The 22370-nt window shown below is 60.2% G+C and carries 21 protein-coding genes; 17 read left to right on the forward strand and 4 right to left on the reverse strand.

Annotated features, from left to right (window positions below; genetic code table 11):
- Positions 1-10 precede the first annotated feature (10 nt).
- The 17 genes from pheT (at position 11) to ACJ8QI_RS06735 (ending at position 18665) form a co-directional block, all read left to right on the forward strand.
- A complete protein-coding gene (pheT, locus tag ACJ8QI_RS06655) occupies positions 11-2398 on the forward strand; it encodes a phenylalanine--tRNA ligase subunit beta (RefSeq protein WP_442532250.1) in 2388 nt (795 codons plus the stop codon).
- A gap of 4 nt (positions 2399-2402) precedes the next feature.
- On the forward strand, positions 2403-2699 hold the full coding sequence (ihfA, locus tag ACJ8QI_RS06660; RefSeq protein ID WP_004931414.1) for an integration host factor subunit alpha: 297 nt from the start codon (positions 2403-2405) through the stop codon (positions 2697-2699).
- A 553-nt stretch (positions 2700-3252) separates the two neighbouring features.
- Positions 3253-3663 (forward strand): DUF2502 domain-containing protein, encoded by a 411-nt coding sequence (locus ACJ8QI_RS06665; protein ID WP_442532251.1) that lies wholly within the window; start codon positions 3253-3255, stop codon positions 3661-3663.
- A 179-nt stretch (positions 3664-3842) separates the two neighbouring features.
- Positions 3843-4850 (forward strand): vitamin B12 ABC transporter permease BtuC, encoded by a 1008-nt coding sequence (gene btuC / locus ACJ8QI_RS06670; protein ID WP_442532252.1) that lies wholly within the window; start codon positions 3843-3845, stop codon positions 4848-4850.
- A gap of 45 nt (positions 4851-4895) precedes the next feature.
- Positions 4896-5447: a glutathione peroxidase gene (locus ACJ8QI_RS06675; RefSeq protein ID WP_100396326.1), complete on the forward strand. Its 552-nt coding sequence runs from the start codon at positions 4896-4898 to the stop codon at positions 5445-5447.
- A 5-nt stretch (positions 5448-5452) separates the two neighbouring features.
- The gene (btuD, locus tag ACJ8QI_RS06680) at positions 5453-6208 is read left to right on the forward strand and encodes a vitamin B12 ABC transporter ATP-binding protein BtuD (RefSeq protein ID WP_442532253.1); all 756 of its coding nucleotides are present in this window, start codon (positions 5453-5455) and stop codon (positions 6206-6208) included.
- A gap of 401 nt (positions 6209-6609) precedes the next feature.
- Entirely contained in the window at positions 6610-7764 is a 1155-nt protein-coding gene (gene arnB / locus ACJ8QI_RS06685) for a UDP-4-amino-4-deoxy-L-arabinose aminotransferase (protein ID WP_089185898.1), read from the forward strand.
- Positions 7751-8731: an undecaprenyl-phosphate 4-deoxy-4-formamido-L-arabinose transferase gene (gene arnC / locus ACJ8QI_RS06690; protein WP_442532254.1), complete on the forward strand. Its 981-nt coding sequence runs from the start codon at positions 7751-7753 to the stop codon at positions 8729-8731. Before arnB ends, arnC begins: the two co-directional genes overlap by 14 nt.
- The gene (arnA, locus tag ACJ8QI_RS06695) at positions 8731-10713 is read left to right on the forward strand and encodes a bifunctional UDP-4-amino-4-deoxy-L-arabinose formyltransferase/UDP-glucuronic acid oxidase ArnA (RefSeq protein WP_060419724.1); all 1983 of its coding nucleotides are present in this window, start codon (positions 8731-8733) and stop codon (positions 10711-10713) included. Before arnC ends, arnA begins: the two co-directional genes overlap by 1 nt.
- Entirely contained in the window at positions 10710-11615 is a 906-nt protein-coding gene (gene arnD, locus ACJ8QI_RS06700; RefSeq protein ID WP_047727670.1) for a 4-deoxy-4-formamido-L-arabinose-phosphoundecaprenol deformylase, read from the forward strand. Before arnA ends, arnD begins: the two co-directional genes overlap by 4 nt.
- Entirely contained in the window at positions 11612-13276 is a 1665-nt protein-coding gene (gene arnT, locus ACJ8QI_RS06705; RefSeq protein ID WP_442532255.1) for a lipid IV(A) 4-amino-4-deoxy-L-arabinosyltransferase, read from the forward strand. Before arnD ends, arnT begins: the two co-directional genes overlap by 4 nt.
- The gene (arnE, locus tag ACJ8QI_RS06710; protein WP_060419210.1) at positions 13273-13617 is read left to right on the forward strand and encodes a 4-amino-4-deoxy-L-arabinose-phosphoundecaprenol flippase subunit ArnE; all 345 of its coding nucleotides are present in this window, start codon (positions 13273-13275) and stop codon (positions 13615-13617) included. The genes arnT and arnE overlap by 4 nt, the downstream gene beginning before the upstream one ends.
- The gene (gene arnF / locus ACJ8QI_RS06715) at positions 13614-14006 is read left to right on the forward strand and encodes a 4-amino-4-deoxy-L-arabinose-phosphoundecaprenol flippase subunit ArnF (protein ID WP_019456018.1); all 393 of its coding nucleotides are present in this window, start codon (positions 13614-13616) and stop codon (positions 14004-14006) included. Before arnE ends, arnF begins: the two co-directional genes overlap by 4 nt.
- Positions 14007-14180: 174 nt before the next feature.
- Positions 14181-14645 carry an NlpC/P60 family protein gene (locus tag ACJ8QI_RS06720; protein WP_016927954.1) on the forward strand — a complete coding sequence of 155 codons (465 nt, stop codon included), beginning with the start codon at positions 14181-14183 and terminating at the stop codon, positions 14643-14645.
- Positions 14646-14704: 59 nt separating this feature from the next.
- On the forward strand, positions 14705-15718 hold the full coding sequence (locus ACJ8QI_RS06725; RefSeq protein WP_060419209.1) for a lipoate--protein ligase A: 1014 nt from the start codon (positions 14705-14707) through the stop codon (positions 15716-15718).
- A 512-nt stretch (positions 15719-16230) separates the two neighbouring features.
- Positions 16231-16962 carry an EAL domain-containing protein gene (locus ACJ8QI_RS06730; RefSeq protein WP_084826323.1) on the forward strand — a complete coding sequence of 244 codons (732 nt, stop codon included), beginning with the start codon at positions 16231-16233 and terminating at the stop codon, positions 16960-16962.
- A gap of 260 nt (positions 16963-17222) precedes the next feature.
- Positions 17223-18665 carry a protein adenylyltransferase SelO gene (locus ACJ8QI_RS06735; protein WP_084826322.1) on the forward strand — a complete coding sequence of 481 codons (1443 nt, stop codon included), beginning with the start codon at positions 17223-17225 and terminating at the stop codon, positions 18663-18665.
- A gap of 34 nt (positions 18666-18699) precedes the next feature.
- Here ACJ8QI_RS06735 and ACJ8QI_RS06740 read toward each other — a convergent pair whose 3' ends face one another.
- From ACJ8QI_RS06740 to ACJ8QI_RS06755, 4 genes are read right to left on the reverse strand one after another with little or no spacing between them, the layout of a single operon-like run.
- Entirely contained in the window at positions 18700-19485 is a 786-nt protein-coding gene (locus ACJ8QI_RS06740; RefSeq protein WP_049198604.1) for a heme ABC transporter ATP-binding protein, read from the reverse strand.
- A complete protein-coding gene (locus ACJ8QI_RS06745) occupies positions 19478-20482 on the reverse strand; it encodes a FecCD family ABC transporter permease (protein ID WP_016927948.1) in 1005 nt (334 codons plus the stop codon). The genes ACJ8QI_RS06740 and ACJ8QI_RS06745 overlap by 8 nt, the downstream gene beginning before the upstream one ends.
- Complete coding sequence (locus ACJ8QI_RS06750; protein WP_033638352.1) at positions 20482-21312, reverse strand: heme/hemin ABC transporter substrate-binding protein; 831 nt, start codon at positions 21310-21312, stop codon at positions 20482-20484. The genes ACJ8QI_RS06745 and ACJ8QI_RS06750 overlap by 1 nt, the downstream gene beginning before the upstream one ends.
- Positions 21309-22346: a hemin-degrading factor gene (locus ACJ8QI_RS06755; RefSeq protein ID WP_060419203.1), complete on the reverse strand. Its 1038-nt coding sequence runs from the start codon at positions 22344-22346 to the stop codon at positions 21309-21311. The genes ACJ8QI_RS06750 and ACJ8QI_RS06755 overlap by 4 nt, the downstream gene beginning before the upstream one ends.
- Between the last annotated feature and the right edge of the window lie 24 nt (positions 22347-22370).

Genomic DNA, 22370 nt, shown 5'->3' on the forward strand with positions numbered 1-22370 from the left:
GGAATATCACATGAAATTCAGTGAACTCTGGTTGCGCGAGTGGGTAAACCCGGCCATCAGCAGCGAAGCATTATCCGATCAAATCACCATGGCCGGCCTGGAAGTGGACGGCGTGGATCCGGTTGCCGGCGCGTTTAACGGCGTCGTCGTGGGCGAGGTGGTCGAGTGCGGCCAGCACCCGAACGCCGACAAACTGCGCGTCACCAAGGTTAACGTAGGCGGCGATCGCCTGCTCGACATCGTCTGCGGCGCGCCAAACTGCCGTACCGGCCTGAAAGTGGCGGTCGCCACCGTGGGCGCGGTGCTGCCGGGCGATTTCAAAATCAAGGCCGCCAAGCTGCGCGGCGAACCTTCGGAAGGCATGCTGTGCTCGTTCTCCGAGCTGGGCATTTCCGACGATCATGACGGTATCATTGAGCTGCCGCTGGATGCGCCGATCGGCACCGACATCCGCGACTATCTGAAACTGAACGACAACACCATCGAGATCAGCGTCACGCCGAACCGCGCCGACTGCCTGGGCATCATCGGCGTTGCGCGCGACGTGGGCGTACTGAACCAGGTTGCGCTGACCGAGCCGGACATGAGCCCGGTAGCTGCCACCATCGACGCCACGCTGCCGATCCGCGTTGACGCGCCGCAGGCGTGCCCACGCTATCTGGGCCGCGTAGTGAAAGGCATCGACGTTAAGGCGCCAACCCCGCTGTGGATGCGTGAAAAACTGCGTCGCTGCGGTATCCGTTCTATCGATGCCGTGGTTGACGTCACCAACTATGTGCTGCTGGAGCTTGGGCAGCCGATGCACGCCTTCGATCTGAGCCGCATCGACGGCGGCATCGTGGTGCGCATGGCGGAAGAAGGGGAAACCTTGACGCTGCTGGACGGCAGCGAAGCCAAACTGAACGCCGACACCTTAGTGATCGCCGATCATCAAAAAGCGCTGGCGATGGGCGGCATCTTCGGCGGCGAGCATTCCGGCGTCAACGGGGAAACTCAGGACGTGCTGCTGGAGTGCGCCTTCTTCAGCCCGCTGTCGATCACCGGTCGCGCACGCCGTCACGGCCTGCACACCGATGCTTCTCACCGCTATGAGCGCGGCGTCGATCCGGCGCTGCAGTACAAAGCGATGGAGCGCGCTACGCGCCTGCTGCTCGACATCTGCGGCGGCCAGGCCGGCCCGGTTATCGACGTGACCGATGAAAACGAACTGCCGAAGCGCGCTACCATCACGCTGCGCCGCGAGAAGCTGGATCGCCTGATCGGCCACGTGGTGCCGAGCGAGCAGGTTAGCGACATTCTGCGTCGCCTGGGTTGCCAGGTAACCGAACAGGGCGACAGCTGGCAAGCGGTCGCGCCGAGCTGGCGTTTCGATATGGAGATCGAAGAGGACCTGGTGGAAGAAGTGGCGCGCGTTTACGGCTACGACAACATCCCGGATGTGCCGGTTCGTGCCGATCTGGTGATGACCCAGCATTGCGAAGCCGATCTGACGCTCAAGCGCGTGAAGACCATGCTGGTCGATCACGGCTACCAGGAAGCGATCACCTACAGCTTCGTCGATCCGAAAGTGCAGGCATTGCTGCATCCGAATGAAGAAGCGCTGATCCTGCCGAGCCCGATTTCGGTCGAGATGTCGGCGATGCGTCTGTCGCTGTGGACCGGCCTGCTGTCTGCGGTGGTGTATAACCAGAACCGCCAGCAGACGCGCCTGCGCCTGTTCGAAAGCGGCCTGCGCTTTGTGCCTGATAGTGCGGCAGATCTGGGTATCCGTCAGGATGTCATGCTGGCAGGCGTGATCGCTGGCCATACGCACGATGAGCATTGGGATCTGGCGCGCAAGCCCGTCGACTTCTATGATTTAAAAGGGGATCTGGAGTCTGTCCTCGAGCTGACCGGTAAATTATCCGAAATTCAGTTCCGAGCGGAAGCCAATCCGGCCCTGCATCCAGGGCAAAGTGCGGCGATTTATTTGCACGGCGAACGCGTAGGTTTCATCGGTGTGGTTCACCCGGAACTTGAGCGTAAACTGGATCTTAACGGCCGCACCGTGGTGTTTGAACTGGAGTGGAACAAGCTTGCGAGCCGCGCCGTGCCTCAGGCGCGGGAGATTTCGCGCTTCCCGGCAAACCGCCGTGATATCGCCGTTGTGGTGGCTGAAAACGTCCCCGCAGAAGATATTTTGGCCGAGTGTAAGAAAGTTGGCGCAAATCAGGTAGTTGGCGTAAACTTGTTTGACGTGTACCGTGGCAAGGGCGTGGCAGAAGGTGACAAGAGCCTGGCTATCAGTCTGGTATTGCAGGATACCGCTCGTACACTGGAAGAAGAGGAGATAGCCGCTACCGTTGCAAAATGCGTAGAGGCTCTAAAACAGCGATTCCAAGCATCCTTGAGGGATTGAACCTATGGCGCTTACTAAAGCTGAAATGTCAGAACACCTGTTTGAGAAGCTTGGGCTTAGCAAACGGGACGCCAAAGACCTGGTGGAACTGTTCTTTGAAGAGGTCCGTCGGGCCCTTGAGAATGGCGAACAGGTAAAACTGTCGGGTTTTGGCAACTTTGATCTGCGTGACAAGAACCAACGTCCGGGGCGTAACCCGAAGACCGGCGAAGACATTCCGATTACGGCGCGCCGCGTGGTGACCTTCCGTCCGGGGCAGAAGCTGAAAAGCCGGGTAGAAAACGCCAGCCCGAAAGGGTGAGTGACGTGACATCAAAAAAGGCCGCTTGCGCGGCCTTTTTCTTTTTTTTGGGAAAATTCAGTTTATTCCTAATGGGCAATGTAAGAATTAAATTTATTCATTAAAGCACTACGGCGAAAATTTATTTAATCTTATTTGCGGAATATTCTTATATCTTATTTAATTTGATGGGTGGCCTTATTTGTCATTTCAATAACGGCCATAATAATGGCCTGGGCCGTCGCCGCGGTGGCCTCCACCCCAGTGCGGGCCCCAGCAGCAGGCGCTGAGGCTTGAGGCCAGGGCCACAACGGCCAGCAACATACCGATACGTTTAATCATCTTATTATCCTCCGGTGGGAATCCATTTAATTATAATTGTCTTGAGGTCTGAGAGACGTCAGTTATTCGTTAAACCTTGTCAGTGGTTATGATAATTAAAGGCGGCGGCAAACAGTGTAGGGATTGTGTAAGGCCGTCGAAAACGATCTGAAAATAGGCATCGATGAGATAGTCGTTAAATAAGCACGCTGATATAACCACTGCAGCAAGAAAAATAGAGTGAGAAGGTAAAATGAAAAAGATCCTGTTGCTGGTGTGTTTCCCGCTGTTGCTGCCGCTGGCGGCGCAGGCCGATGTGTCCGTCGATATCAACGTGCCGGGCGTTTCCCTGCATCTGGGGGATCAGGACCGTCGCGGCTACTACTGGGATGGCTACGACTGGCGTCCACCGCAGTGGTGGCATGCGCACCAGGGCCGCGGTCTGGGTGAGCGCAATGCGCGCGGTTTGTACTGGGACGGCGGACGCTGGCAACCTTCGCCGCCGCGTGGTTATGAGCATCGCGAGCCGGAGCGCAGCGGCAATCCGTTCCATGGCGATCGCGATAATCGCGACCGCCGTCATGACGATCGGGGTGACCATGACCGGCGCGATGACGGCCGCGGTCAGCCTTATCCACCGGGCAACACCGGCCCGCATCGTTAATCCCTGAGTTTATCGGCGGCTGGTTTTGCCATCATCATGGTGATGACGGGCAGGGCCAGCCGCTGCTTTCCTGCGCCATCGCCTACGCAAGGCTTCCCCTTGCGGCGTTAACCCCCTAATATTCGACTCAGACGTCAATTATCCGGCCACGACAGCGGCCGGCAGGGAACCGCCGCGCCATGCCAACCAGCCGTACTTTCACCTTACTGTTGCAACATCAGCGCTACCGCGATAAGCGCCAGGTCACTCTGCTGGCGCTGGGCGTGGCGGTGGCGTTGCTGTTCAGCCTCTGCGCCGGTGACCAATGGATATGGCCGTCAGCGTGGTTCAGCGATCGGGCGCAGCTGTTCGTTTGGCAACTGCGTTTACCGCGCGCGCTGGCGGTGATGCTGGTCGGCGCCGCCCTGGCGGTGGCAGGCGCGGTGATGCAGGCGCTGTTTGAAAACCCGCTGGCGGAGCCCGGTCTGCTGGGGGTGGCTAACGGCGCCGGCGTCGCGCTGGTGTTGACGGTCCTGTTGGGGCACGGTTTGTTGCCGGTGGCGCTGATGAGCGCCGCCGCGATAGCCGGTGCGCTGGCGATGACCTTTTTGCTGCTGGGCTTCGCTCGGCGTCGGCGCCTGACCAATGCACGGCTGTTGCTGGTTGGCGTGGCGCTGGGCATCGTGTGCAGCGCGCTGATGACCTGGGCGGTCTATTTCAGCACCAGCCTCGATCTGCGGCAGCTGATGTACTGGATGATGGGCGGTTTCGGCGGCGTCGATTGGCGGCAAAAGTGGCTGGTGCTGGCGCTGCTGCCGGTGCTGCTGTGGCTGTGCGGCCAGGGCAGAGCGCTCAACCTGATGGCGCTGGGCGAGGTACAGGCGCGGCAACTTGGGCTGTCGCTGCAGCTGTGGCGTAATTTGCTGGTGCTGGCGATCGGCTGGTTGGTCGGCGTCAGCGTGGCGCTCGCCGGAGTGATTGGTTTTGTTGGGTTGGTGATCCCGCATATTTTGCGGCTCACCGGCCTGACCGATCAGCGCTATCTGCTGCCGGCCTGCGCGCTGGCGGGAGCCGGGGTGTTGCTGGTGGCCGATGTGATCGCCCGCGTTGCGCTGCTGGCGGCCGAGCTGCCGATCGGCGTGGTGACCGCCACGCTGGGGGCGCCGCTATTTATCTGGTTACTGACCCGAACAAAGGGCGTAAGGTAGTTTTCTTCATTCACCTGCCATTAAAAAACCAAAGGATGACAACCGATGAGCAAGCCAATCTACAACCTGCCGTTACACACCATCGAAAATCAGGCGACCACGCTGGGCGCCTACCAGGGTAAGGTGCTGCTGGTGGTCAACGTGGCCTCGGAGTGCGGCCTGACCAAGCAATATGAAGGGCTGGAAGCGCTGTACGAAACCTATCGCGATCGGGGACTGGAAGTTTTGGGGTTCCCGTCCAATGAATTCCTGGGCCAGGAGCCGGGCAGCAACGAAGAGATCCTGGCGTTTTGCCGCGGCACCTTCGGCGTGCAATTCCCGATGTTCGCCAAGATTGAGGTGAACGGCGAACATCGGCATCCGCTGTACCAGGCGCTGATTGCCGCGCAGCCGGATGCTGTCGCACCGCAGGGCAGCGAGTTCCTGGCGCGAATGACCAGCAAAGGGCGTGCGCCGAAGCACGCCGGCGATATTCTGTGGAACTTCGAGAAATTCCTCATCGCGCGCGACGGCACGGTGATCCAACGCTTCTCGCCTGACACCACGCCGGAAGATCCGGCGCTGGTGGCGGCGGTAAAACAAGCGCTGGCAGGATAAGACGGATGCTGCAACTCGTCGAGGTTGGGGGGGCGGGGCGCCTGGCGCCTTTTTCGGCACAGATTGAAGGCGGGTTGCAGGTTCATCTGATCGGCCCAAACGGCGCCGGGAAGAGCACCTTGCTGGCGCGGGTGGCCGGCATGCTGCCGGGGCTGGGCGAGGTTCGCCTGGACGGGCGCGCGCTGGCCGATTATCCGGGTAACGCGCTGGCATGCCGGCGCGGCTATCTCAGCCAGCAACAGCCGCCGGTGTCGCTGATGCCGGTGTTCCAGTATTTGGCCTTGCACCGGCCAGCGGCAGCGGCGCAAACCGATGTGGAACACGCCATTCTCTATTTGTGCCAGCGGCTGAAGCTGGTGGATAAGCTGTCACGCATGCTGACGCAGCTCTCCGGTGGCGAATGGCAGCGGGTGCGGCTGGCGGCGGTGTTGCTGCAGGTGTGGCCCAGCGTCAATCCGCACAGTCAGCTGTTGTTGCTGGATGAGCCGACCAACAGCCTGGACGTGGCGCAGAAAGTCGCGCTGGATCGCCTGCTGCGGGAATTTTGCCAGAGCGGGCGCAGCGCGCTGGTGTGCGCGCACGATCTGAATCATACCTTACAGCAGGCCGATCGGGTTTGGTTGCTGCACGCCGGGCGGCTGGTGGCACAGGGGGCCACGCGTGAGGTGATGGCACCCGCGCTGCTGTCGCAGATCTATGAAGTGGACTTCCACCTGCAATGGGTGGGGGACCAGCGTTGGATCATGACCCGCACGGCTTGAGTCGCGGCGGCGGCGGAGCGTAACGTAAACGAACACTAAACGTAGTGAATATAAATAGCCGGGTAATCATCGGTTAATATTGGGCTGCCTCTCACTTTCTTATCGATTTTCTTGAAAAACGTCGATGACGTGCTACGCTTGATTCGGCAAAAATAAAATACGTAAATAATTATTAATAAATATAAGAAATTGATTTTAATAATGATTTTAAATAGATGATGGCGGCACCCACCAATCAGTTGACCCACTGATGACAAGTCTCGTCTTAAGGTTTAGTTAAGCTTGCGGCCTTACATTGGCAGTTAATCCACGGAAACGATTCTTCTCTGGCGTTTAATATCCGTTAAACGAAAGGGATTTACAGTGTCATCAAAAGCAGTTCGATACGTTTGGGGTTAACTATGGATCAATTTTTGCCTTTCTCTCGTCCGGCCATCGGCGATGAAGAAATCGCCGCGGTAGAGAAAGTGTTGCGTTCCGGTTGGATCACCACCGGGCCGCAAAACCAGCAGCTGGAAAGCGACTTCTGTTCCACCTTCGGCTGTAAGCATGCGATCGCCGTCAGTTCCGCCACGGCGGGCATGCACATCACGCTGATGGCGCTGGGCATCGGCCCCGGCGACGAAGTCATCACCCCTTCGCAAACCTGGGTTTCCACCCTCAACATGATCGAGCTGCTGGGCGCCACGCCGGTCATGATCGACGTTGACCGTGATACGTTGATGGTCAGCGCCGCCGATGTTGAGGCTGCCATCACCCCGAAAACCAAAGCGATTGTTCCGGTGCACTACGCCGGCGCTCCTCTGCAGATGGATGCGCTGCGTGCCGTGGCCGAACGCCACGGCCTGCCTTTGATCGAAGACGCCGCCCATGCGGTTGGTACGCGCTACAACGGCGAATGGGTCGGTGCGCGCGGCACGGCGATTTTCTCGTTCCACGCCATTAAAAACGTGACCTGCGCCGAAGGCGGCCTGATTGCCACCGACGACGATGCGCTGGCGGATCGCCTGCGTTGCCTGAAGTTCCACGGTCTGGCCGTCGATGCCTTCGATCGTCAGCAGCTTGGCCGCAAACCGCAGGCCGAAGTGGTGGAGCCGGGTTACAAATACAACCTGTCCGACATTCACGCGGCGATCGCCGTGGTGCAGCTGTCGCGCTTCGCTGAGCTGAACGCGCGCCGCAAGGCGCTGGCACAGCGCTACCTGAGCGCGCTCGAAGGCTCGCCGTTCCAACCGTTGGGCGTGCCGGATTACCCGCATGACCACGCCTGGCATCTGTTTATGGTCCGTGTCGATCCTGAGCGTTGCGGCATCGATCGCGATCGGTTGATGGAGCGTCTGAAAGAGGTTGGCGTCGGCACCGGGCTGCATTTCCGCGCCGCGCATACCCAGAAATTCTACCGTGAGCGTTATCCGCAGCTTTCCTTGCCGAATACCGAATGGAACTCGGCGCGGCTGTGCACTTTACCGCTATTCCCTGATATGACCGACGCCGACGTGGATCGCGTGGTCAATGCCTTGTCTTCTGTTGTGGAGTCTTTACGTGTCTCGCGTTGAACCGATTAAAAAAGTGTCGATAGTCATCCCGGTATACAACGAGCAGGAAAGTCTGCCGGCGTTGCTGGAGCGTACTACCGCCGCTTGCAAGCAGTTATCTCAACCTTATGAAATCATCCTCGTCGACGATGGCAGCAGCGACAACTCCGCGGACATGCTGACCGCGGCGGCGGAAAAGCCGGACAGCCACGTCATCGCCGTTTTGCTGAACCGCAACTATGGCCAGCACTCGGCGATCATGGCCGGTTTCAACCAGGTGACCGGCGATCTGGTGATTACGCTGGACGCCGATCTGCAGAACCCGCCGGAGGAGATCCCTCGTCTGGTCAGCGTGGCGGAAGAGGGCTATGACGTGGTGGGCACCGTGCGCGCCAACCGTCAAGACTCCTGGTTCCGCAAAAGCGCTTCGCGCGTGATCAACATGATGATTCAAAGCGCCACCGGCAAGTCGATGGGGGACTACGGCTGCATGCTGCGCGCCTACCGTCGTCACATCGTTGAGGCGATGCTGCACTGCCACGAGCGCAGCACCTTTATCCCGATTCTGGCGAACACCTTCGCCCGCCGCACGACCGAGATCGACGTGCGTCACGCCGAGCGCGAGTTTGGCGATTCCAAGTACAGCCTGATGAAGCTGATCAACCTGATGTACGACCTGATCACCTGCCTGACCACCACCCCGCTGCGTTTGCTCAGCGTGGTCGGCAGCATCGTGGCGCTGTCCGGGTTTGTGTTGGCGCTGGTGCTGATTGCGCTGCGTCTGCTGCTCGGCCCTGAATGGGCCGCCGGCGGCGTGTTCACCCTCTTCGCCGTGCTGTTCACCTTTATCGGCGCCCAGTTTGTTGGCATGGGGCTACTGGGTGAATACATCGGCCGCATCTATACCGACGTGCGCGCACGTCCTCGCTATTTTGTTCAGAAAGTGGTCGGCGTACAGCAGGACCACAATACTCAGGAAGAAGAATGATGAAAGCTATTGTATTTGCTTACCATGATATTGGCTGCGCAGGTCTGAAAGCGCTGACTGAGGCGGGTTATGACGTGCAGGCCGTATTCACGCACACCGACGACCCTGGTGAGAACAACTTCTTCTCCTCCGTGGCCCGTTTGGGCGCCGAATTGGATCTGCCGGTCTATGCGCCGGAAGACGTGAACCACCCGCTGTGGGTTGACCGCATTCGCGACCTGCAGCCGGACGTGATCTTTTCGTTCTACTACCGCCATATGCTGAGCGACGAGATCCTCTCGCTGGCACCGCAGGGTGGCTTTAACCTGCACGGTTCGCTGCTGCCGCATTACCGTGGCCGCGCCCCGGTGAACTGGGCGCTGGTGAACGGCGAAACCGAAACCGGCGCCACGCTGCACAAGATGGTGAAACGCCCGGACGCCGGCGACATCGTCGGTCAGCAGAAAGTGACCATCGCCGACAGCGACACTGCGCTGACGCTGCACAAAAAAGTGCTGGAAGCCGCGCAGGCCGTATTGAAAGAGCAGTTGCCGAAGCTGAAGAACGGCACCGCCACCTTCACCAAGCAGGATGAGTCTCAGGCCAGCTACTTCGGCCGTCGCACCGCGGCGGACGGCGAGATCCTGTGGCACAAGTCCGCCAAAGAGATCAACAACCTGGTACGTGCCGTCACGGAACCGTACCCGGGTGCCTTCAGCTACCTCGGCCAGCGCAAGCTGATCGTCTGGCGCTCTCGCGTGCTGGATACCCAACACGACAAGCAGCCGGGCACCGTACTGAGCACCTCGCCGCTGGTCATCGCCTGTGGCGAAGGCGCGCTGGAGATCGTTGCCGGTCAGAACGACAGCGGCCTGTACGTGCAGGGCAGCCGCCTGGCGCAGGAAATGGGCATCGTCACCGACGTGCGCCTGGCCGCCAAGCCGAACGCCGTAATGAAACGCCGCACTCGCGTGCTGATCCTCGGGGTCAACGGCTTCATCGGTAACCACCTGACCGAGCGCCTGCTGCGTGACGATCGCTACGACATCTACGGCCTGGATATCGGTTCTGACGCCATCAGCCGTTTCCTCGACAACCCGCGTTTCCACTTCGTGGAAGGCGACATCAGCATCCACTCCGAGTGGATCGAGTATCACATCAAGAAATGCGACGTGGTGCTGCCGCTGGTGGCGATCGCGACGCCGATCGAATACACCCGTAACCCGCTGCGCGTGTTCGAGCTGGATTTCGAAGAGAACCTGAAGATCGTTCGCGACTGCGTGAAATACAACAAGCGCATCATCTTCCCGTCCACCTCAGAAGTGTACGGCATGTGCGACGACAAAGAGTTCGACGAAGACCATTCGCGCCTGATCGTCGGGCCAATCAACAAACAGCGCTGGATCTACTCGGTCTCCAAACAGCTGCTGGATCGGGTGATCTGGGCTTACGGCGCTAAAGAAGGCCTGAAGTTCACGCTGTTCCGTCCATTCAACTGGATGGGGCCGCGCCTGGATAACCTGGACGCTGCGCGTATCGGCTCTTCCCGTGCCATCACCCAGCTGATCCTCAACCTGGTGGAAGGTTCGCCGATCAAACTGATGGACGGCGGCGCGCAGAAACGTTGCTTCACCGACATCAACGACGGCATCGAAGCGCTGTTCCGCATCATCGAGAACCGCGACGGCCTGTGCGACGGCCAGATCGTCAACATCGGCAACCCGACCAACGAAGCGAGCATCCGCGAGCTGGCGGAAATGCTGCTGGAAAGCTTCAACAACCACCCGCTGCGCGACCGCTTCCCGCCGTTTGCCGGCTTCAAGGACGTTGAGAGCAGCAGCTACTACGGTAAAGGTTACCAGGACGTCGAGCACCGCACGCCGAGCATCAAGAACGCTCACCGCCTGCTGGGCTGGCAGCCGACCATCGAGATGAAGCAAACCGTCGCCGATACGCTGGACTACTTCCTGCGCACTACCGTTCAGGAAGGGAACGATGCATGAAGAAAGTCGGTCTGCGGGTTGATGTAGATACCTTCAGCGGCACCCGTGAAGGGGTGCCGCAGTTGCTGGACCTGTTCGACAAGTACGACATTCAGGCCAGCTTCTTCTTCAGCGTGGGACCGGACAACATGGGGCGCCATCTTTGGCGCCTTTTGCGTCCGAAATTTCTGTGGAAAATGCTGCGTTCGAACGCCGCCTCGCTGTACGGCCTGGACATTCTGCTGGCCGGCACCGCCTGGCCGGGGCGCAACATTTCACGCGCGTTGGGGCCGCTGATGAAGCGCACCGCCGAAGCCGGCCATGAAGTCGGGCTGCACGCCTGGGATCACCAGGGGTGGCAGGCCAAGGTCGGCAAGTGGAGCGAGGCGCAGCTGACCGAACAAGTGCAGCTGGGCGTCGATGCCCTGAGCGCCAGCACCGGCCAGCCGGTGAAATGCTCCGCCGTGGCGGGCTGGCGTGCCGATACGCGCGTGCTGGAGGTCAAGCAACGCTTCGGCTTCCATTACAACAGCGATTGCCGCGGCACCCATCCGTTCCGTCCGGTGCTGAGCGACGGGCGTCACGGCACGGTGCAGATCCCGGTGACGTTGCCGACCTTCGACGAAGTGATCGGCAGCGAAGTCAGCATGGCCGACTTCAACGACTACATTCTGCGCGCCATCGAGAACGATCGCGGCGTGCCGGTGTACACCATTCACACCGAAGTGGAAGGCATGTCGCAAGCGGCGATGTTCGAACAGTTATTGCAACGCGCACGGCAGCAGGGCATCGAATTCTGTCCGCTTAGCGCGCTGTTACCACAAGATTTGGCGTCACTGCCGTTGGGCCGCATCAAGCGTGCTCCTTTCCCCGGCCGCGAAGGTTGGCTGGGCTGTCAAACCGATGTGAAGGACGTTACATGAAGGCGCTAAAAGGATCCTGGGCCATTCTGCTGGCCGTTTTTTTTGCTCTGGTTTACCTGATCCCGCTTAACGGCCGCCTGCTGTGGCAGCCGGATGAGACGCGTTATGCCGAGATCAGCCGTGAAATGCTGCAGCGCGGCGATTGGGTTGTGCCGCACCTGCTGGGGCTGCGCTACTTCGAAAAGCCGGTGGCGGGTTACTGGTTCAATAACATCAGCCAGTGGCTGTTCGGCGAAAACAACTTTGCGGTGCGCTTCGGCTCGGTGTTCAGCACCGGCATGACCGCACTGTTGGTGTTCGCGCTGGCGATGCTGATGTGGCGCAATGCGCGCCGCGCCAGCCTGGCGGCGCTGATATTCCTGTCGATGGTGCTGGTGTTCAGCATCGGCACCTACAGCGTGCTGGATCCGATGATCTCGCTGTGGCTGGCGGCGGCGATGGTCAGCTACTACCTGACGCTGAAAGCCACCTCGGTCAAAGGCAAGCTGGGCGCCTACGCGCTATTGGGCTTGGCCTGCGGTATGGGCTTTATGACCAAGGGCTTCCTGGCGCTGGCGGTGCCGGTGATCGCGGTGATCCCGATCGTCATCCAGCAACGTCGCATCAAGGATCTGCTGTGCTACGGCCCGGTGGCGATCGTGACCGCTACGTTGCTCAGCCTGCCGTGGGCGCTGGCGATCGCGCAACGTGAACCCGACTTCTGGAATTACTTCTTCTGGGTCGAGCATATTCAGCGTTTCGCCGAAGATAATGCCCAGCACAAGGCGCCGTTCTGGTATTACCTGCCGGTCCTGCTGGCGGCGGTGCTGCCGTGGCTGGCGCTGCTGCCCGGTGCGCTGCTCAAGGGCTGGCGCGAACGCGTACAGCGCCCGGAGCTGTTCTTCCTGCTGAGCTGGGCGATGATGCCGCTGATCTTCTTCAGCATCGCCAAAGGCAAGCTGCCGACCTACATTCTGCCGTGCATGGCGCCGCTGGCGCTGCTGATGACCGCCTATGCGGAAGACTACGCCGCCACCCTGCGCGCCAGGCTGTTCAAGGCCAATGCCTGGCTGAACGGCCTGTTCGGGCTGATCGGCATCGTGGCGCTGGTGGTGTTGAGCTCCGGCCTGCTGCCGAAAGCCCATCTGTTTACCGCGCAAGAGTGGCCGAAGGTGGTGCTCGGCCTGATCGCCTTCGGCGGTTGGCTCCTGTTCGCGCTGGTTTCCGCACGCGATAACGGCCGTCAATGGCGCTGGGCGGCGGCCTGCCCGGTATTGCTGTGCCTGGTGATCGGCTACGCCATCCCGCAACAGGTGACCGATTCCAAGCTGCCGCAGAACTTCGCGCGTGCCACGATGGCCGAGCTGGGCGACAGCCGCTATGTGTTGAGCGACAGCGTCGGGCTCGCAGCCGGTTTGGCCTGGGAACTGAAGCGTAGCGACGTGCTGATGTACAGCCAGAAAGGCGAGGTAGCTTATGGTCTGGAGTATCCGGACGCCAAAGGCCACCTGATCAGCGACGCCGACTTCCCGCAGTGGCTGGCGCAGGCGCGCAAACAGGGGAACGTGTCGCTGGTGCTGCAGCTGTCCCGTGGCGAAGCGCTGCCGCAGGAACTGCCTGCCGCAGACAAGGTGGATCGTATGAACCGCCTGGTGCTGATGTGGTATAAACAGCAACCATGATGGGTTTTCTGTTGGTGATAGTGGTCAGCCTGCTCACCTGCGGTGGGCAGCTGTGCCAGAAGCAGGCGGCGCACTGTTGGGAGCGGGCGGACGAAGCGCGGCTGAAGCAGACGCTGCGTTGGCTGGCGCTGGCGGTGCTGCTGCTGGGGCTGGGCATGGCGGTGTGGCTCAATGTGCTGCAACGCCTGCCGCTCAGCCTGGCTTACCCGATGCTCAGCCTGAACTTCGTGATGGTGACGCTGGCGGCGCGCTGGCTGTTTCATGAGCCGACGACCGTGCGCCACTGGTGTGGCGTAGCGTCGATTATGTTGGGGATCCTGCTGATGAGCGTGCATTCATGAGGGGCTATGCCTGGGGCGCCGCCAGCGTGTTGCTGGTGACGCTGGCGCAGTTGCTGATGAAGTGGGGCATGGTGCAAATCCCGCTGATGTCGTTCGCCGACGTCTCGTTGGCGTTGATCGGCGACTACTGGCTGCCGCTTCTGGCGGTGGGCGGCGGCATCTTCGGTTATGCGCTGTCGATGCTGTGTTGGTTCTTTGCGCTGCGCCACCTGCCGTTAAACCGCGCTTATCCTCTGCTGAGCGTCAGCTACGCGCTGGTCTATCTGGCGGCGGTGATCCTGCCGTGGTTTAACGAATCCGCTACGCTGCTGAAAACGTTGGGCACGCTGTTTATTCTGTTCGGCGTCTGGCTGATTAACAGCAAATCCGAGACAAAATCGCCGGAATAGGGTCAAAACCGGCGATCCTGCTATTATCTCCCTCATGGCGCTTGCCTTTTTCCCCGTGCGGGAGATAAATTAACGCCAAATAGCGCTCTCCTTACGTGGTGCCGGCTTCGCCTCGCAGGCGGTGGTGGTGTGCCGATTGGCATAATGCGGCAGCGTGTTCAATGAAGGAATATTATGCGGATGCGTGTGTGGTTTTTATTAGCCAGTTTGATTCTCGCCGGCTGCAGCAGCCATGCGCCGCCGCCGAGCGGCCGCCTGGCGGACTCTATCGTGGTGGTGGCCCAGCTCAACGAGCAACTGCGTCAGTGGTACGGCACGCCATACCGTTACGGCGGTCTGGATCGCGGCGGCGTAGATTGTTCCGGCTTTGTTTACCGCACGTTCCGCGATCGTTTCGACATGCAGCTGCCGCGTTCGACCGAAGAGCAAACCTCGCTGGGCACCAAGGTTTCGCGTGATGAGCTGATGCCGGGCGACCTGGTGTTTTTCAAAACCGGCGGCGGTGAGAACGGCCTGCACGTCGGCATTTACGATACCAACGACCAATTTATCCACGCTTCGACCAGCCGCGGAGTGATCCGCTCCTCGCTCGATAATGTCTACTGGAAGCGGGTATACTGGCAGGCGCGACGCATTTAGCCTTAACCTATTGATTTGGTGTATCATGGCGGCATCACGTGTTTTGAACGGTGCCTGCCATGAACAGCCTGCGTTTACTGATCTCCGATTCCTACGATCCCTGGTTTAACCTGGCGGTGGAAGAGTGCATCTTCCGCGAGATGACCACGCAAAAAATCCTCTTTCTGTGGCGCAATGCCGAAACGGTGGTGATTGGCCAGTCGCAGAACCCCTGGAAGGAGTGCAACACCCGGCGCATGGAGCAGGACGGCATTCGGCTGGCGCGGCGCAGCAGCGGCGGTGGGGCGGTATTTCACGACCTGGGCAACACCTGTTTCACCTTTATGGCCGGCAAACCGGGTTACGACAAAAGCGTCTCGACCGACATCATTCTGCAAGCGCTGCGGCAGCTGGGCGTCACGGCCGGCGCGTCGGGGCGCAACGATCTGGTGATGGAAACCGCCGACGGGCCGCGCAAAATATCCGGCTCGGCCTATCGAGAAACCCAGGACCGTGGTTTCCACCACGGCACGCTGCTGCTGAACGCCGATCTGGAGCGGCTGGCAGACTACCTCAATCCCGATCCCAAAAAGCTGCAGGCCAAGGGCATCACCTCGGTGCGTTCGCGCGTCGCCAATTTGGCGGAGTTTTTGCCGGGTATCAGCCATGAACAGGTGTGCGAAGCCATCGTGCAGGCCTTTTTTGCCCACTATGGCGAGACGGCCGAGCCGGAGATCATTTCGCCGGACGTATTCCCTGATTTGCCCGATTTTGCCGCGCAGTTCGCCAAACAGAGCAGTTGGGAATGGAATTTCGGCAAGGCGCCGGCGTTCAGCCATCTGCTTAACGAGCGCTTCGTCTGGGGCGGCGTGGATCTGTTCTTCGACGTGGAGAAGGGAACGATTGTTCGCGCGCAGGTGTTCACCGACAGCCTGAATCCCGCCCCGCTGCAACGGCTGGCGGAAGCGCTGGTGGGCTGCGCGTATCGCAGCGAGCCCGTTGCCGCTTGCTGCGATCGGCTGATGGCGGATTATCCGCAACAGGCGGCGGAATTGACCGAACTGCGGCAATGGCTGAGCGAAACGATCCGTTAGCCGGTATGGGATGGTGAAGGGGATGAGCGTGCTCATCCCTTTTTTTATCGCTGAAATCGACGTTTCGCAGGGGCGTAGCGCAGATTTTCTGAAAATCAAGGTGGGCATTTTTTTACGTTTTCAATGCTGAGAATAACGGGCGGAATTGATGTGTTATTAAATTTAATCAGTCATCGTTAACGACAGGAAAAATCGGCGTTACGGCAGAAAGATTATTTTACTTTATTTAAGATTTTTCTTAAATAAAACAACGGAGATAAGTCAAATTTAGCCCGTCATCCAATCCACTTAAGCCAAATACCTTTTCATATCACGCGTTAGGCGAGAAAGGTGGCATAAGTTCAGCTGCTTTTCTTTTGCGCCTTTCGCGATTGTCGTATAGCTTTAATCTATCAATTAAATGATATTTCATGGGTATTTGCATTGATATTTCCGATTAATCCCAGAAGGATTGATCGATAAAATATATTGATATACGATGATACGCTAGCCATTCATCCTGTGGCATTAAAATGAACATCCAACTCGAAGCTGACTTTATTAGTAGCTATGTTTTTCAACCTGTTTACTCAATGGAGGGCAGGCTGTTGGCGGTGGAAATGTTGAGCCGTTTCAACAGTCTCGACGGTGATTTAGCCATGCCGGCCGAAATTGGGATTAATTTATTGGCGCCTGAACAAAGGATTGAGTTATTTAATGAGCAATTGAAACTTGCGGAGCGGCACGCGGGCTGGTTTACCGGTAACAGCGTGCAGTTGACCATCAATATCGAAGAAACCATCGTCGAACTTATTCTTTCCGATCCGGCATTGTGCCAATGGATCAGGCAATATCCTTTTATTGCATTCGAAATGAGTGAGAGTTTTCCGAATCTTTCGGCCGGGAAGAACAACCCGAACGTGCAGCGATTAAGCGAAATGTTTACGCTGTGGCTCGATGATTTCGGTTCCGGTAAAGCCACCTTGACCGCGCTGTATGATGGTTTGTTTGACTATGTAAAGATAGACAAGCGTTTTTACTGGCAGCTGTTTACCCATCAGGGGTATGACGTGGTCATCGACTCGTTGTTAAAGAATATCAACCTGTTGTGTAAAGGCGTGATCGTCGGAGGAATAGAGAAAAAAGAGTACTTTAATAAACTCAGATACGCCGGTGTTTTAGGCCTGCAAGGTTTTTTATGGCCCAGCGTTGGTGTGGATAATCTGCAAGCTTTGCTGGCGAAGCCCAGCGAGTTCAATAATTAAGAAGTGATATAAAAAACTACACACAATGAGGTAAATAATGCGCGGGGTGATGTTTGCCGTGATTCCGTCGCCGTTATTCGCCATCGTTTTTTGGCTGATGACACCGTTTTGTCAGCCCGCGTTAAACCGCGTTTCCTCCGCCAGGTGGAAACGCCAAACTCCCCGCATCCGTCCTGGCGACAGGCGGATGCGTTCTCCCTGCATTCCTTCGGTGTTAATCCGCCCGTCCAGGCTCTACACTACGCTGAAACGGAGGGCCTATGCCGCAGTTCGATAACGCTTACTACCAACAGTTACCCGGTTTCTACACCGCCCTGAACCCGACGCCGCTCAAGGATGCGCGCCTGCTGTACCACAGCGAGCCGCTGGCGCGCGAGCTGGGGCTGGATGAAAGTTGGTTTACCCAGGATAAAACCCCCATTTGGGCGGGAGAAACGCTGCTGCCCGGCATGCAGCCGTTGGCACAGGTGTACAGTGGCCACCAGTTTGGCGTATGGGCCGGGCAGCTGGGGGATGGCCGCGGCATTTTACTGGGCGAACAGGTCCTGGCGGACGGCAGCCACCGCGACTGGCACCTGAAGGGCGCCGGGCTGACGCCATATTCGCGTATGGGGGACGGCCGCGCGGTGCTGCGTTCGGTGATCCGCGAGTTTCTGGCCTCCGAGGCGCTGCATCATCTGGGGATCCCGACCACCCGGGCGTTGACCATCGTGACCAGCCGGCAGCCGGTGTTCCGCGAGCAGCCGGAACGCGGCGCCATGCTGATGCGGGTGGCGGAAAGCCACGTGCGCTTCGGCCACTTCGAGCACTTTTACTACCGCAAACAGCCGGAGCAGGTGCGGCAGTTGGCGGATTTCGTCATTGCCCGTCACTGGCCGCAGCTGCAGGATCAGGCTGAACGTTACCTGCTGTGGTTTACCGACGTGGTGGAACGGACGGCGCGCCTGATCGCCCATTGGCAAACCGTCGGTTTCGCTCACGGCGTGATGAACACCGACAACATGTCGATTCTCGGCATCACCATTGACTACGGCCCTTACGGCTTCCTCGATGACTATCAGCCCGGTTATGTCTGCAATCACTCCGACCATCAGGGGCGTTACGCCTTCGACAATCAGCCGGCGGTGGCGCTGTGGAACCTGCATCGCCTGGCGCAGACCCTGTCGGGGCTGATGACCACTGAACAGCTGCAGCAGGCGCTGGCGGCGTATGAACCGGCGCTGATGCGCGCCTACGGCGAACAGATGCGCGCTAAACTCGGCTTCTTCACGCCGACGGCGCAGGACAATGACGTGCTCACCGGGCTGTTGAGCCTGATGGCGCAGGAAGGGCGGGACTATACCCGCACGTTCCGCCTGTTGAGCGACACTGAACAGCAACAGGCGCAGTCGCCGCTGCGCGACGAGTTTATCGACCGCGCGGCGTTCGATTCCTGGTATCAGCAGTATCGTCAGCGTTTGCAGCAGGAGCAGGTGAGCGATGAGGAACGGCAACGGGCGATGAAGGCGGTGAACCCGCGCCTGATCCTGCGCAACTATCTGGCGCAGCAGGCGATTGAAGACGCGGAGCAAGACGACGTGGGCCGTTTGCAGCGGTTGCATCAGGCCCTGCTGCGGCCGTTCGACGATGCGCCGGAATATGACGATCTCGCCGTGCTGCCGCCGGACTGGGGCAAACATCTGGAGATTTCCTGCTCCAGCTGAGATGAAAAAAGGGCGCTTAATGGCGCCCTTGACGTTATTGACGCAGGTAGACCTGCGGCAGCGACACTTCGGGATGATGCACCACGCCGAGATCGGCCTGATACCAGCGGGTGAGGATCTCCGTCTGCAACACCTCCTGCGGCGTGCCGCTCGCCACCAGACGCCCCTGATGCAGCAGCAGGATCCTATCGGCGTACAGTGCGGCCAGATTAAGATCGTGCAGCACGCAGCAGACGCCCAGCGGCTGTTGGCGCGTCAGCGAACGCAGCAGGCGCAAAGTGTGCTGCTGGTGGTACAGATCCAGCGCCGAGGTCGGCTCGTCGAGAAATAGCCAGGCGGGAGACGGCTGCGGTTGCCACAGCTGCGCCAACACCCGCGCCAGCTGTACCCGCTGCTGTTCGCCGCCGGACAGTTGGCGGTAGTCGCGCTGCGCCAGCGCCAGGCAGTCGGTCTGCGCCATCACCTGTTGGATCGCCTGATGCTCGTCGCGTTTGCCGTGCGGCGCCCGCCCCATGCTGACCACTTCCTCCACGCTGAACGGAAACGCCAGATCGCTGTACTGGCGCATCACGGCTCGGACTTTGGCCAACTGCTGCGGCGCCCACTGTTCCAGCGGGCGATCAAGCAGGCGACATTCGCCGCAGTCCGGCGTCAAATAGCCGGTCAGCAAGCGCAGCAGCGTCGATTTGCCGGCGCCGTTAGGGCCGATAATCGCCACCATTTCGCCGCCGGCGAGGCTGAGCGAAACGTCGTTGATCAGGCGGCGCGCACCGAGGCTGTAGCGCAGCTCTCGGGCCGTCAGACAGGCGGCGTTATCCACCGGTTCGCTCCCGCTGGCGCATCACCAGCCACAAGAAGTAAGGACCGCCGATCAGGCTGGTCATCAACCCCACCGGCATTTCGGCCGGCGCCACCAGCGTGCGCGCCAGCGTATCGCTGACCAGCAGCAGGCAGGCGCCGCCCAGCGCGGAGCAGGGCAGCAGCCAGCGGTGATCGCCGCCGAGGCGCATGCGCACCAGATGCGGCACCACCAAACCGACAAAGCCGATCACGCCGCTCATCGCTACCGCCGCGCCGATCAGCAAGGCGCTCAGCAACAGCAGCTGCAGCTTGGCGCGCTGGACGTTCACCCCGAGGTAGTGGGCCTCTTCGTCCCCCAACTGCAACAGGTTCAGCCGGCGCGCCTGCAGCAGCGTCAGCAGCGCCGTAGGCAGGATCAGCGAGGCGGAAACCGCCAGCGTCGGCCACTGTGACTGGCTGAGGCTGCCCATCATCCACAGCGAGAACTGGCGCAGCTGTTGATCGCTGCTGACGTAAGAGAGCACGCCGATGGCCGCCATGCACAGGGCGTTGATGGCGATGCCTGCCAGCAGCAGCCGCGACAGATTGCCGTGCCCGCTGCGGCTGATGCCGTAGATCAATAGCGATACCAGCAGGCTGCCGAGGAACGCCGCCAGCATATGGCCGTACAGCGCGATCGTCACCGGCAACGCCAGCGGCATCACGATGAACAGGGCGACAAACAGCGCGCCGCCGCTGCTGATGCCCAGCAGGCTCGGATCCGCCAGCGGGTTGCGGAACAGCCCCTGCATCACCGCACCGGATACCGCCAGCGCGCAGCCGATCACCACCGCCAGCAGCACGCGCGGCAGGCGGATGTTCAACCAGATGTGCCAGGCGGCGTCGCTGAAAGGTTCGCGCCACAGGGTGCGAAACGACAGCGTCAGCGCGCCCAGGTTGGCGGCGACCAGCGCCAGCAGCGTCAGCAACACCAGCAGACCGATGATGGCCAACTGAGGCGAGGTGCGACAGCGCATTACTTTTGCTCCGCCGCGTGGCGCAGTTTGGCCAGCGCCGCCGGCGTTTCCAGACCGAAGCCCAGCAGCGCCATGTCATCGACGATCAGCACGCGGCGCTGCTTGCCCGCCGGCGTCAACGCCAGGCCCGGCAGCGTCCACAGCTGCTGTTCGCCGCCGAGGGTGCGCACGCCGTCGGTAGTGACCAGCAACAGATCCGGCGCGCTGGCGATGACGCCTTCCTGCGACAGCGGACGGTAGCGGTCAAAGCCCTGCATGGCGTTTTTCAGGCCGGCGGCGGCAATCACTGCGTCGGCGGCGGTGTGTTGCCCGGCGGCCATCGGCGTGATGCCGCCGTGGCTCATCACGAACAGCACCTTGACCGGCAGCGGGGAGGTATCGACCGCCGCCAGCTGTTGTCGATAGCGCTCGCTCAGCTGTTTGCCTTGCTCAACGCGCTGCAGCGCAGCGGCAATCGTAGCGATTTTCTGCGGCACCGCCTGCAGGGTGGTGTCACCCGGCACGCTGACCACGTTGACGCCGCTGTCCGCCAGCTGTTTGAGCACCAGCGCCGGCTGTGCCAGCTCGGTTGTCAGCACCAGCGTCGGCTTCAGCGCCAAAATGCCTTCGGCGTTCAGCTGGCGCATATAGCCGACGTCCGGCAGCTTTTTCACCGCTTCCGGATGCAGACTGGTGCTGTCGCGGGCGATCACTTCGTCGCCGGCGCCGAGCGCGAAGGCGATTTCCGTCACGTCGCCGCCGATCGAGACGATGCGCTGCGCCGCCGCAGCGGTGAGCGGCAGCGCCAGCGACATCATCAACGCCAGGCGGCGGATCAAGGAAGATTTCATGCGGCGATGTCCTTGACGGCGAGCGCGGCAACCTGCTCGCGCCACTGGGTTTGTTCCGGCTGCCCTTCGGTACGCTGGCCATACAGCTGCGCAATCTGCGTGCCATCGGCGGCGAACAGCTCCAGGCTGGTGACGATGCCGTCTTTGGTCGGTTTGCGGGTGATCCAGCTTTCGGCGATGGCGTCTTCGATCAGGTGCAGCGTGAAGCGGCGGTTGAACACGTTGATCCAGCCTTCCTGCGGCATCAAACGTTCGATCTGGCCGGTGAAGATCTGCACGCAGCCGCGGTTGCCGACGAAGATCATGATCTCGTTCTGCTGCTGCTGCGCTGCTTCCAGCAGCTGCGACAGCGCGCTGTTGTCCACCTGATAGGCCAGATCGTCGCCGACGGCGCGGAACGCCTGCTGGCGCGTCAGTTTGTTGCGGCTGAGCAGCTGGAAGAACTGGTGAACGTCGGTCATCGCGCGCCATTCACCGTCGATTTTGGCATGATCTTGCGTCGTTTCATCCGCAGTGCTCGCCTCGGCGGGCTGCAGCGCCAGCGCCGGGTTTTCTTCGCTCAGGTGGCGTTCCACCAGTGCCATCCAGGCCGGCAGATCGGTCTCTTCGGTGGTGTAGACCTTGTGCAGCGCATCGCCCTGTTGGTCGAAGAACTGGATGCTGTGGCGCACGCCGCGCTTGTTGGTTTCGCTCATGGCGAAAACGCTGGTCCAGTGGTTGAGGAACAGGCGCAGATCCAGCTCGCGCGGGTTGAGGATCAGCCCGGCGTGGCCGTTGAGGTGCTGGTTGCGGTAGCGGCCCATCTGCTCATGCACCGCATAGCTGTTGCGGGTGATGGACTTGGTGACGCCGACCTGCTCAAGCTCGGTCAGCAGGGTGCGCGCGTCGGCCTGCAGGCGGCGAGTGTCGTGGCCGACGCGGGCGTGCGTTAGCTCCGCTTCGCTGACGCCGAGGATCGCCGCCAGATCGCGGGCGTATTTGCCGGGGTGATCGATTTTAGCCTGTTGGTAGCGTTCGTATAGGGTATTGCTCATGCGGGATTCTCCTGCGCTGTAATG

The sequence above is a fragment of the Serratia sp. CY84636 genome (assembly GCF_052166245.1).
Taxonomy (GTDB): domain Bacteria; phylum Pseudomonadota; class Gammaproteobacteria; order Enterobacterales; family Enterobacteriaceae; genus Serratia; species Serratia nevei.